At 69.6% G+C, this 12146-nt stretch carries 10 protein-coding genes and 1 pseudogene; 8 read left to right on the top strand and 3 right to left on the bottom strand.

Translation table 11 applies throughout. The annotated features are described in order from the left end of the window. Positions 1–815 (top strand): annotated as a pseudogene (locus AO501_RS38500) (PE family protein); the annotation flags it as partial. Here AO501_RS38500 and AO501_RS29590 read toward each other — a convergent pair. Then, positions 812–1927, bottom strand: coding sequence for a HoxN/HupN/NixA family nickel/cobalt transporter (locus tag AO501_RS29590; RefSeq protein ID WP_055581140.1), 1116 nt, complete (start codon positions 1925–1927; stop codon positions 812–814). The pseudogene AO501_RS38500 and the gene AO501_RS29590 overlap by 4 nt on opposite strands. Positions 1928–2061: 134 nt before the next feature. On the opposite strand from AO501_RS29590, the gene AO501_RS29585 reads away from it, so the two are divergent. Continuing rightward, a complete protein-coding gene (locus AO501_RS29585; RefSeq protein ID WP_055581139.1) occupies positions 2062–2589 on the top strand; it encodes a Fur family transcriptional regulator in 528 nt (175 codons plus the stop codon). Between the two features lies 1 nt (position 2590). Here the strand turns inward: AO501_RS29585 and mtr are convergent, their stop codons facing one another. After that, the gene (gene mtr / locus AO501_RS29580; protein WP_055581138.1) at positions 2591–3970 is read right to left on the bottom strand and encodes a mycothione reductase; all 1380 of its coding nucleotides are present in this window, start codon (positions 3968–3970) and stop codon (positions 2591–2593) included. An 8-nt stretch (positions 3971–3978) separates the two neighbouring features. After that, the gene (locus AO501_RS29575; protein ID WP_055581137.1) at positions 3979–5004 is read right to left on the bottom strand and encodes an alpha/beta hydrolase; all 1026 of its coding nucleotides are present in this window, start codon (positions 5002–5004) and stop codon (positions 3979–3981) included. Between the two features lie 110 nt (positions 5005–5114). On the opposite strand from AO501_RS29575, the gene mqo reads away from it, so the two are divergent. Genes mqo through cobA form a run of 6 tightly spaced genes read left to right on the top strand, consistent with a single transcriptional unit; the run spans position 5115 to position 12139 of the window. After that, a complete protein-coding gene (mqo, locus tag AO501_RS29570; RefSeq protein WP_055581136.1) occupies positions 5115–6593 on the top strand; it encodes a malate dehydrogenase (quinone) in 1479 nt (492 codons plus the stop codon). Next, positions 6594–7076, top strand: coding sequence for a GNAT family N-acetyltransferase (locus AO501_RS29565; protein WP_055581135.1), 483 nt, complete (start codon positions 6594–6596; stop codon positions 7074–7076). After that, a complete protein-coding gene (locus tag AO501_RS29560; protein WP_055581134.1) occupies positions 7073–8905 on the top strand; it encodes a magnesium chelatase subunit D family protein in 1833 nt (610 codons plus the stop codon). Before AO501_RS29565 ends, AO501_RS29560 begins: the two co-directional genes overlap by 4 nt. Before the next feature lie 14 nt (positions 8906–8919). Continuing rightward, complete coding sequence (gene cobO, locus AO501_RS29555; protein WP_055581133.1) at positions 8920–9534, top strand: cob(I)yrinic acid a,c-diamide adenosyltransferase; 615 nt, start codon at positions 8920–8922, stop codon at positions 9532–9534. Next, complete coding sequence (locus tag AO501_RS29550) at positions 9531–10898, top strand: cobyrinate a,c-diamide synthase (protein WP_055581132.1); 1368 nt, start codon at positions 9531–9533, stop codon at positions 10896–10898. Before cobO ends, AO501_RS29550 begins: the two co-directional genes overlap by 4 nt. Positions 10899–10918: 20 nt before the next feature. Then, a complete protein-coding gene (gene cobA, locus AO501_RS29545; RefSeq protein ID WP_055581131.1) occupies positions 10919–12139 on the top strand; it encodes a uroporphyrinogen-III C-methyltransferase in 1221 nt (406 codons plus the stop codon). Positions 12140–12146: the final 7 nt, after the last annotated feature.

Raw genomic sequence — 12146 nt, 5'->3', positions numbered from 1 at the left:
GCAAGGGCGGTACCGGTGGCCAGGGCGGGGAAAACGTGGGCAGCGGCGCAGGTGCGGGCGGCAAGGGCGGCACCGGAAATGCGCAGTTCCGTCCGGGTGAGACCGGTGGCACCGGCGGAGCCGGGGGTACCGGTGGCCAGGGCGGCAGTGCCACCGGTACCCCCGGCGCCAACGGAGCCGGCGGCGCCGGGGGTACCGGTGGTCAGGGCGGTCAGGGCGGCGCCGGCTTCGCCGACGACCGACAGAACACCGCCGGAAATGGCGGGGCCGGTGGCACCGGCGGCGTCGGCGGCACTGGTGGCGCGGCCGGCAGCGGCACGGGTGCGGCGGCTAGCGCCGGCGCGGCGGGAACCGGTGGTCAGGGCGGCCAGGGCGGAACCGGCGGTCGCACCATCTACGCCGGCAACAGCGCCGGTACGGGTGGCGTGGGCGGCCAGGGTGGCGCCGGCGGTCAGGGCGCGGACGGCGCGGTCGGTGGCGGTACCGGCTACAACGGTGGACTCGGCGGTGCCGGCGGCGTCGGCGGTACCGGCGGCTCCAACAGCACGGGCATCGGGGGCACCGGTGGTCACGGCGGCAAGGGTGGCATCGGCGGCGACGCCGGTGACGGCACCGGCGGACAGGCTGGCGGCACCGGCGGCACGGGTGGTAGCGGCGGTGCGGGCGGCACCGGTGGCGTCGGATCCAGCGGTAAGTCCGGTAACGCGGGCGGCGGAGGCGGCGTCGGCAACGTGGGAACCGGTCCGTCCGGCTCGACCGGCGGTACCGGCGGAACGGGTGGAACCTCAGGCAGCGGCGGCGCCGGGTCCAGTTAACCCACTCGCTCCGTCGCCGGGGCCCACTTCTCTTCGATCCGTCCGTAACGCCACACCAGCAGCGCGACGGCCCAGGTCAGGACGAACATCCCGACGACGACGAAGCCCACCGTGTTCAGGTCCAGGCCGGCGATCCAGTCCCACAGGCCACCGCGCCAGCCGAGACGACCGGCGAACAGCCCCAGCAACTCCACGGTGCCGATCAGCAGCGCCACCGCCACCGAAAAACCGGTGACGGTGAGGTTGTAGTAGATCTTGCGTACCGGGTTGGAGAACGCCCAGCCGTAGGCGAAGTTCATGAACGAGCCGTCGATCGTGTCCAGCAGACACATGCCGGCGGTGAACAGCACCGGTAGGCACAGGATGGCGTACCAGGGCAGCCCGGATGCCGCGCTGGTGCCCGCCAGCACCAACAGCGCGATCTCGGTGGCGGTGTCGAAGCCCAGGCCGAACAGCAGCCCGAGCGGGTACATGTGCCAGGACTTGGTGATCGACTTGGTGAGGCGTCCCAGGAATCGGTTGAGCAGGCCGCGATTGTCCAGTTGCTGTTCGAGCTCCGCCTCATTGAACTCGCCGTGGCGCAGCCCCCGGAACACCCGCACGATGCCGATCAGCACGACGATGTTCATCAGGGCGATCAAGTACAGGAACCCGCCCGAGACGCTGGTTCCGATCAGCCCGGTATAGAAGTGCAGCCGCGACGAGTCGTCCTCGACGGGGCCGACGACGGCGCGCAACCCGGCTGCCAGCAGCAGCGCGAGGGTGAACACCACCGAAGAGTGGCCGAGGGAGAAGAAGAACCCGACGGCCAGGGGACGCTGGCCCTCGCTCATCAGCTTGCGGGTGGTGTTGTCGATGGCGGCGATGTGGTCGGCGTCGAACGCGTGCCGCAGCCCCAGGGTGTAGGCGGTGAGTCCGATGCCCACGCCGAAAGCCTTGTGGCCCAGACTCAGATGCGCCGGCTCCACCACCAGGGTCAGGGTCAGCCATCCCACCAGGTGCAGCGCCGCGATCACCGCCAGCATGACTGCCAGCCGCCCCCACTCTGCGGGCGACAACGCCGCCCGCAGCCGCGACCAGGGTGACTGCCGGTCGAGCCGGTCGCTGGCCATCCGAATCCTCCCACCGACAGAGACGCGCTCAACTGTAGGTTCGCCCAAGATTTGGTTGCAACTGACTCGCAGGAGCGGGACGCGCCGGCGGAGCCCCACTGGCAATCCCGCGCCGGCGGCGCAACACTGAACTGGTGACGACAGAACCGGTGGGCCTGGACCCGGCGGCCGCCGAGCGGATCGGGGAACTGCTGCGCTCGCGCGGACTGCGGCGGATGGCCTCGCGGATCCAGGTTTTGGCGATCCTGGAACCCGTCAACGGGCACCTGTCGGTGGCCGAGATCCAGCACCGGTTGCCGGCGTGCCTGGCGCCGGGAGACCAGCCCCCCGACCTCGCGACCATTTACCGCACCGTCACCACCCTGGTCGATCAGGGCGTGCTGCACGCATTGACCCTCGACGGCGGCGTCACGACCTACGGCATGGCCACCGCGCCGCACCACCACGCCGTGTGCACCCAGTGCGGGGCGATCATCGAGGTGCCCGCCCGCAAGCTCAGTTCGGCGCTCGAACATGCGATGGCGGGTAGTTCGTTCGCGCTGTCCGAGCGGGCCGGGCTGACGCTGCACGGCCTGTGCCCGGCCTGCCAGGAAAGCGTGCAGGACTATCTCGAGGGGGAGAGCGACTCCACCGATCCGCGGCCCAAGGGCCGCCGCGGCTGAGTCAGCTCAGGCCCAGCAGTGCGTTCTCCACCACTTCGGCCAGGGCGGGATGGATCCAGTACTGGCCGCGGGCCATCTCGTGGGCGGTGAGTCCGAAGCTCATCGCCTGGATCAGCGGCTGAATCAGCGACGACGCCTGATAGCCCATCAGGTGCGCGCCCAACAGCCGTCCGGTGCCGCGTTCGGCGATCAACTTGACGATGCCGGTGGTGTCCTCCATGGCCCACCCGTACGCGACGTCACCGTAGTCCTGGATCTTGACCGATACGTCGAAACCCTTTGCCACCGCCTGATTTTCGGTCAATCCGACGCTGGCCAACTGAGGATCGGTGAACACCGCCGACGGCACGAACCGGTGATCGGTGACGGCCATCGACCCGGTGTCATCCCAGTCGCAGAGCAGATTTCGCTGCACGACGCGTGCCTCGTGGTTGGCGACGTGCTTGAGCTGGTAAGGCGAAGAAACGTCGCCGAGTGCGAAAACCCCACGCGCGGAGGTTCGTTGGTACTCGTCCACGACGACGCGGCCGTCTTCGACGGCGATTCCGGCCTGCTCCGCGTCGAGCAGGTCGGCGTTGGACAACCGCCCGGTGGCGACCAGCAGCGCGTCCGCGTCCAGGGTGCTTCCGTCGTCGAGTTGCAGTGACACACCGGAACCGCGGTTCTGCCCGCCGACGACGTTGCGGTGGGTCCGCAGTTCCCACTTGCCCGACACGATGCGGGTGAACCGTTCGCAGATGGTGTCGTCACAGTGACGCAGTAGGCAGCTGCCGCGCACGACGAGGGTCACCCGCGAACCCAGGGCGGAGAAGACGTGGGCGAATTCTGCTGCCACGAAGCCACTTCCGACGATGACGAGGTGTTCGGGCAGATCAGGAATCCGCATGATGGTGTCGCTGGTGTGGTATCTGACACCCGAGGCGGTGATGGCCGGCGGAACCGTCGGCCGCGACCCCGCGGCGATCACCACCTGGTCGGCGCTGAACTCCTCACCGTCTTCGGTGCGCAGCAGATAACGCCCGTCTGCGGCGACCGGCCCGAAACGCGTGTGGCTGCCGTAGACGTCGATGTTGGACGCCGAACGGCGGTAGTCCTCACCGCTGGGCCCGATCGGATCGATGCGCCCGAAGACCCGCGACACGATGTCGCTCCAGCGCACCCGGTCGATGTGGGCGTCGACGCCGTACCGGGCCGCGCCCTGGATCGTCTTGGCCACCTCGGCGGCGTAGACGAACATCTTCGTCGGGATGCACCCGACGTTCAGACAGGTGCCGCCGAAGACGCCCTGCTCGCAGATCGCCACCCGCTTGGACGCATACTGCTCGTTGAGAATGCTGTTGCCCGAACCGGTTCCGATGATCGCGAGGTCGTAGGTCTCCATACGGTGCGTCACCCTTTCCCCGACCGGTTCTCGGGCGGGACCGAGGCGTCGGTGTCGTTGAGCCTGCTGAGGTGTTCGTCGAGCCAGCGGTCCAGATGGCGATAGGCTAGCTGACGCGGTTGGGAAAGCGACAGGAACACATCGTGTTTGGCATCCGGCACCGGAATGATGCTGGTGCGGTTGCCGATACAGCCGGCCCACCGCGCGATCTGGCTGACGTCGAGAACCGCGTCGCCGCGCTGCAGGGCAGCCGGTTCGGCGCTCTCGGGCACGGTGTGGTCCGAACGCAGGATCAGGTTGGGCACCCCGACGTCGAGCCCCCGGTGCAGCCGGGCCTGGCCGCGACGCACCGCGTGCAGCCAGCCGAACGTTACCGGGAAGCCGCCCAACGGTTTCCACTGCAGGTTGTACTCGAACTCGCCGTGGTAGTCGCGGTGCAGGCTCGACCCGTACCCGCCGCTCCCGCTGGCCCGCGCGACGCCCTTGCTGCGCATGCGCGAGAGCGCCGCGATGGTGGCCGAGGTGACTCCGAGGCGCAGGATCGCCGGGCCGTGCAGGTCGAGGAACGGGCTGTTGAGCACCAGGCCGCTGACACCGGCCTGCGTGGTCGAACCCTGGCGGCGCAGCCGGTCCAGCCACAGCGACAAAATCAGCCCACCCGCGGAATGTCCGTACATCAGCACCCTGGCATCGGACTGTTCGCGGATCAGGGCCAGCGCCCGGTTGAGCTCGTCGTCGTAGTGGGCCAGGTTGGTGGTGAAGTGCGGGGTCTGGTCCGCCCGATGTGAACGGCCGCACTTACGCAGGTCCAGCGCGTAGAAGGTGAAGCCGCGGTCGGCGAAGTGGTCGGCCAGCGCGGTGTGGAAGAAATAGTCGGTGTAGCCGTGCACCGCCAGCACCGCGTGGCCGGCCGCCGTTTGCGGGCCGCGGCGAACGAGCGTCGCGACGATCTCGCCCTCACCATCCGGGTCGGGCCCGAGCGGGATGGTGCACTGCCAGTAGCCCGGCAGGACGTCGGGCTCCCAGCCAGTCACGAGGCCAGCTTAAAGGTTGCCGCCTTGCCCGATGCGGTGGATTGGGTGCCCAACTCCTTCGGCGATAGCCTTGGGAACCGGCAGTCTCCCAGGAAAGGACAGCGATCGGCGTGGCACAGCAAGCCAGAACCGACGTCGTGCTGGTGGGTGCCGGAATCATGAGCGCCACCCTGGGCGCGTTGCTGCGGCGGCTGGAGCCCGGCTGGTCGATCACCGTGATCGAGCGCCTGGACGGCGTGGGCGCCGAGAGCAGCAGTCCGTGGAACAACGCCGGCACCGGCCATGCCGGGCTGTGCGAAATGAACTACACCCCGCAGCGCTCCGACGGCTCGATCGACATCACCAAGGCAGTGCTGGTCAACGAGCAGTTCCAGGTCACCCGGCAGTTCTGGGCCTACGCGGCCGAAAACGGCATCCTCACCGATGTACCGGGCTTCCTCAACCCGGTTCCGCACGTCAGTTTCGTGCGCGGGGTGGCCGGGGTCGACTATCTGCGGCGACGCCGTGACGCGCTGGCGCGCAACCCGTTGTTCGCCGGCACCGAGCTGATCGTGGACCCCGGCGAGTTCGCGCGCCGGCTGCCGTTCATGGCCGCCAACCGCGACTTCACCGAACCGGTGGCCCTGAACTGGGCCGCCGACGGGACGGACGTCGACTTCGGCGCCCTGTCCCGACAGCTCATCGGCTATTGCGTAAAAGCCGGTGCCACCGTGTTGTTCGGCCACGAGGTGCGCGGCCTGTCCCGTCGCGATGGTGGCTGGACGCTGACCGTCGGCAACCGGCGCACCGGTGAGAAGCGCAAACTGGATGCCCGGTTCGTCTTCGTCGGCGCCGGCGGTGACGCGTTGCCGTTGCTGCAGAAGGCCGGTATCGAGGAGATCCGCGGCTTCGCCGGTTTCCCGATCGGCGGCCGTTTCGTGCGCACCGCCAACCCCGGGCTCACCGCCGCGCACCGGGCCAAGGTGTACGGCGCGCCGTCGCCGGGGGCCCCGCCGCTGGGCGCGCTGCACCTTGACCTGCGGTTCGTCCACGGCCGGCCGTGGCTGGTGTTCGGGCCTTACGCCGGCTGGTCGCCGAAGTTCCTGAAGCACGGGCACGTCAGCGACCTGCCCCGCTCGATCCGGCCGGACAACCTGCCGTCCGTGCTGGGCGTCGGCGTGCGGGAGTTGACACTGCTGCGGTACCTGATCGCTCAACTGCGGCTGACCGATCCGGACCGGATGGCGGCGTTGCGTGAATTCGCCCCCAGCGCAGTGGATTCGGACTGGGAGCTGACGGTCGCCGGACAGCGGGTCCAGGTGATCCGGCGGACCAGGGGCAAGGGCGGGGCGCTGGAGTTCGGCACCACCATCGTGGGTGCCGCCGACGGCAGCATCGCCGGCCTGCTGGGCGGCTCGCCGGGTGCCTCGACCGCCGTCCCGGCGATGCTGGAGGTGCTGCAACGCTGTTTCGCCAACCGGTACCAGTCGTGGTTACCTACCCTCAAAGAGATCGTGCCGTCACTGGGAGCTGACTTGTCGGGTGAACCCGCGCTGTACGACGAGTTGAGGTCGTGGACCGACAAGACGCTGCACTTGAAGGCGGCGTGAATGTCTGAAGCCTTGCGCCGCTCCTGGTTCAAAGACCTTGACGCGCGGACTCTTTACGAACTCCTGAAGCTGCGCGTCGAGGTGTTCGTGGTCGAACAGGCCTGCCCCTACCCGGAGCTGGACGGTCGCGACCTGCTCGCCGAGACCCGGCACTTCTGGCTGGAATCGTCCGATGGAGAGGTGGTCTGCACGTTGCGGTTGATGGAGGAGCACGCCGGTGGTGAGAAGGCGTTCCGGATCGGCCGGGTTTGCACCAAGCGCAGTGCGCGCGGGCAGGGCCATGCCACCCGGCTGCTGCGCGCCGCGCTGGCCGAGGTGGGCGACTATCCCTGCCGCATCGACGCGCAGAAATACCTGACCGAGATGTACGCCCGGCACGGCTTCGTGCGCGACGGTGACGATTTCCTCGACGACGGGATTCCGCACGTGCCGATGCTCAGGCCTGGTTCGGGGCCGGGCTCTGCCGCGGCAGGCGCGCGGTGAAGCCCTATCCGTTCAGCGCGATCGTCGGGCACGACCAGCTGCGGCTGGCGCTGCTGCTGTGCGCCGTGCGCCCCGAGATCGGCGGCGCCCTCATCCGGGGCGAGAAGGGCACCGCCAAGTCCACCGCCGTGCGCGGGCTGGCGGCGTTGCTGTCGGCGGGTCTGGTGGAGATGCCGTTGGGGGCCACCGAAGACCGGGTCGTCGGCTCGCTGGATCTGCAGCGGGTGCTGCGTGACGGCGAGCACGCCTTCTCCCCGGGCCTGCTGGCCCGTGCGCACGGCGGCGTCCTCTACGTCGACGAGGTGAACCTGCTGCACGACCATCTGGTCGACATCCTGCTCGACGCCGCCGCCATGGGCCGGGTGCACATCGAACGAGACGGTATCTCCCACACGCACGAGGCCCGGTTCGTCCTGATCGGGACCATGAACCCCGAAGAGGGTGAGCTGCGTCCGCAGCTGTTGGACCGGTTCGGTCTGACGGTCGACGTCCAGGCCTCGCGCGACGTCGATGTGCGGGTGGAGGTGATCCGCCAGCGAATGGCCTACGAAGCCGATCCTGACGCGTTCGCCCGCCAGTACGCCGACGCCGACGCCGAGCTGGCCGGCCGGATCGCTGCGGCACGCGCCATAGTCGACGATGTGGTGTTGCCCGACAACGAGTTACGGCGCATCGCGGCGCTGTGTGCGGCTTTCGACGTCGACGGCATGCGCGCCGATCTCGTGGTGGCGCGCACCGCCGCCGCCCACGCCGCGTGGCGCGGTGCGCTCACGGTCGAGGAGCAGGACATCCGGGTGGCCGCGGAACTGGCATTGCCGCACCGCCGCCGCCGCGATCCCTTCGACGATCACGGCATCGACCGCGACCAGCTGGACGACGCGCTGGCGCGGGCGGATGCGGAGTCCCAGGGCCAGCCGGACCCCGACCCCGATCCGCCCGGCGGTGGTCAGTCCGCGGAAGAGTCTGTCCCCGAACAGAATTCGGGCGATACCGGCGCACCGCCCAGGCCTGGCGCGCCGCCCAGGCCCAGCGCGCCGCCGTCCAAGGTGTTTCGCACCCGGGCTTTGACAGTGCCCGGGGTCGGTGAAGGCGCGCCCGGACGACGATCCCGCGCCCGCAACGCCTCCGGCAGCGTGGTGGCCGCCGCCGACCCCGCCGACCCGGATGCGCACGGCCTGCATCTGTTCGCCACCCTGCTGACGGCCGCCGAAGATGCCGAGCGGGCCGGGCCGCTGCAGTTACAAACCAGCCACCTGCGCCGGGCCGTCCGTGAGGGACGCGAAGGCAACCTGGTGATCTTCGTGGTCGACGCCTCCGGTTCGATGGCCGCCCGCGACCGCATGGCCGCTGTCAGCGGCGCCGCCATGTCGCTACTGCGCGACGCCTACCAGCGGCGCGACAAGGTAGCCGTCATCACCTTCCGCCAGCACGAGGCCAGGATCCTGCTGCCGCCGACGTCGTCGGCGCACATCGCCGGCCGGCGACTGGCCCGGTTCGACACCGGCGGCAGAACCCCGCTCGCCGAGGGCCTGCTGGCCGCGCGCGCTCTGGTGATCCGGGAGAAAGTGCGCGACCGGGCGCGCCGTCCGCTGGTGGTGGTGCTGACCGACGGCCGCGCCACCGCCGGCCCGGACCCGTTGGGTCGCAGCAGGATTGCCGCCGAGAGGCTGGTAGCCGAGGGTGTTGCCGCCGTCGTCGTCGACTGCGAGACGTCGTATGTGCGGTTGGGTCTGGCCGGACAACTGGCCCGTCAGTTGGGTGCTCCGGTCATCCGCATGGAACAGCTGCACGCCGATCACCTGACCCGGGCCGTCCGCAGCGTGGCCTGACAGGATAATCAGTTATGCCACAAGGCAATCCGACTGGAGTCCCGAACGACGGCCTGACCACCCGGGCTCGCCGCCACACCCCCGTGCTGGCGGTGCACACCGGCGACGGCAAGGGCAAGTCGACGGCCGCGTTCGGAATGGCGTTGCGCGCCTGGAATGCCGGGATGAGTGTGGCGGTGTTCCAGTTCGTCAAGAGCGCGAAGTGGAAGGTGGGCGAGGAGTCAGCGTTTCGGGAGCTCGGCCGCCTGCATGAAAGCACGGGCGTCGGCGGCGCGGTCGAGTGGCACAAGATGGGTTCGGGCTGGTCCTGGTCGCGCAAGGCCGGCAGCGAGGTCGACCACGCGGCGGCGGCCGCCGACGGCTGGGCCGAGATCCGCGGCCGCCTGCGCGAGCAGCGACACGACTTCTATGTCCTCGACGAGTTCACCTATCCGCTGAAGTGGGGCTGGGTCGACGTCGGCGAGGTGGTCGAAGTGCTGCGGGCCAGGCCGGGTCAGCAGCATGTGGTGATCACCGGCCGCGACGCGCCGCCGCTGCTGGTCGAGGCCGCCGACCTGGTGACCGAGATGGGCAAGGTCAAGCACCCCATGGACGCCGGCCGCAAGGGCCAGAAGGGCATCGAGTGGTGAGCCCGGCGCCCGCGGTCGTCATCGCCGCACCGGCATCGGGCAGTGGAAAGACGACGGTGGCAACGGGTTTGATCGGCGCGCTACGCCGGGCCGGGCACCGGGTGGCGCCCTTCAAGGCCGGCCCCGACTTCATCGACCCCGGCTACCACGCCCTGGCCGCCGGGCGGCCCGGCCGCAACCTCGACCCGGTGATGGTGGGGGACAACCTGATCGGCCCACTGTTCGGCCACGGCGCCCGCGGCGCCGACATCGCGGTGATCGAGGGGGTGATGGGCCTGTTCGACGGCCGGATCGGCCCGGACGCCACCGGCCCGGCGGCCGGATCCACCGCGCATGTCGCCGGCCTGCTGGGTGCGCCGGTGATCCTGGTGGTCGATGCCCGCGGTCAGAGCCACAGCATCGCCGCACTGCTGCACGGCTTTTCAACCTTCGACCCGCACACCCGGATCTGCGGGGTGATCCTCAACCGCGTCGGGACGGCCAGGCACGAGCAGGTGCTGCGGCAGGCGTGTGAGCAGGCCGGGGTACCCGTGCTCGGGGCGATCCCGCGGACGGCCGAATTAGAGCTTCCGACAAGGTATCTGGGGCTCGTCACCGCAGTGGAGTACGGTCGCCACGCCGAGCGGGCGATCGAGGCGATGACAGAACTGGTGGCGCACCACGTCGATCTGCCGGCGGTGGTGGCGGCGGCCGGCGGCCGGGTGGACGACCCGCCCTGGGACCCGTCGTCCGCGGTGAGCGCGGTCGATGGGCACGTCCGCGTAGCCCTGGCGGCCGGCAAGGCGTTCACCTTCGGCTACGCCGAACACGCCGAGCTGCTGCGGGCCGCCGGCGCCCAGGTCGTCGAATTCGACCCGCTCAACGATGCCCTGCCCGAGGCGACGGACGCCGTGTTGCTGCCCGGGGGGTTTCCCGAGCAGTTCACCGCGGAACTGTCCGCCAACGACGTCGTCCGGCGTCAGATCGCCGCACTGGCCGCCACGGGGGCGCCTGTGCACGCCGAGTGCGCCGGGCTGATCTATCTGGCCGACGAACTCGACGGCTACCCGATGTGCGGTGTGCTGTCGGGGTCGGCGCGGTTCACCCAGCGGCTCACCCTGGGTTACCGGGACGCGGTGGCCGTCGCCGACTCGTCGATGTTCGCAGCCGGACAACGGGTGGTGGGCCACGAATTCCACCGGACCACGGTCACCTTCACCGACAGCTACCAGCCGGCCTGGGTCTACCGCGGCGGAGCCGCGGATCGCACCCCGGACGGCGCCGTCCGGGGCGGGGTGCACGCGTCGTATCTGCATACGCATCCCGCGGCGGTGCCCGATGCGGTGGCCCGCTTCGTCGCGCAGGCCGTCAAACCCCGGGCGTAGCGCGACATTAAGCTTGCCCGGTGACCGAGAGCCCCTATCTGGTGGGACTGCGACTGACCGGCCGAAAGGTCGTCGTCGTCGGCGGGGGAGGCGTCGCTCAGCGCCGGTTGCCGCTGCTGATCGCCAGCGGCGCCGACGTGCACGTGATCTCCCGCAGCGCCACCGCCGCGGTCGAGGCGATGGACGGGATCACCCTGTCGCTGCGCGAATATCGCGACGGCGACCTCGACGGCGCCTGGTACGCGCTGGCGGCCACCGACGAGCCCGAGGTGAATGCGGCGATCGTCGCCGAGGCCGAACGCCGTCACATCTTCTGCGTCCGCGCTGACATCGCGGTCGAGGGAACGGCGGTCACCCCGGCGTCCTTCAGCTACGCGGGACTGTCCGTGGGAGTGCTGGCCGGAGGGGAGCACCGGCGTTCGGCGTCCATCCGGTCGGCCATCCGGGAGGCCCTGCAACAGGGCCTCATCGCGGCCGAGGGCTCCGATGACGTCCTGCGCGGCAGCGTGGCGCTCGTCGGGGGCGGTCCGGGCGATCCCGAACTGATCACGGTTCGGGGCCGCCGACTGCTCGCCCAGGCGGACGTGGTCGTCGCCGACCGGCTCGCTCCGCCCGAACTGCTGGCCGAGCTGTCCCCGCATGTCGAGGTGATCGACGCCGCCAAGATCCCGTACGGCCGGGCCATGGCCCAGGACGCGATCAATGAGGTGCTGATCGAGCGGGCCCGGGCCGGCAAGTTCGTGGTGCGTCTCAAAGGGGGCGATCCGTTCGTGTTCGCCCGGGGCTACGAGGAAGTTCTGGCATGTGCGGAAGCGGGGATTCCGGTGACCGTGGTGCCAGGTGTGACAAGTGCCATAGCTGTGCCCGCTCTGGCAGGCGTTCCGGTGACTCATCGGGCCACAAATCATGAATTCGTGGTGGTCAGCGGCCATTTGGCGCCCGATCATCCCGAATCGTTAGTGAATTGGGACGCTTTGGCAGCAATGTCAGGGACCATCGTTTTGCTGATGGCGGTCGAACGCATCGAACTTTTTGTGGCTGCCCTGTTAAAAGGCGGCCGACCTGGGGATACTCCGGTCATGGTGGTGCAACACGGAACGACGGCAGCGCAACAGACGTTGCGGGCGACCCTGGCGGACACGCCGGAAAAGGTCCGCGCGGAGGGTGTTCGACCTCCCGCGATCATCGTTATCGGGCCCGTCGCGGGCCTCGGTGACGCTCAGGGTTTAAACAATTCTTAAGATTACT

Origin of the sequence: Mycobacterium gordonae, assembly GCF_001417955.2 — a bacterium.
GTDB lineage: Bacteria > Actinomycetota > Actinomycetes > Mycobacteriales > Mycobacteriaceae > Mycobacterium > Mycobacterium gordonae_B.
This window is presented reverse-complemented; position numbering and strand designations above follow the sequence as displayed.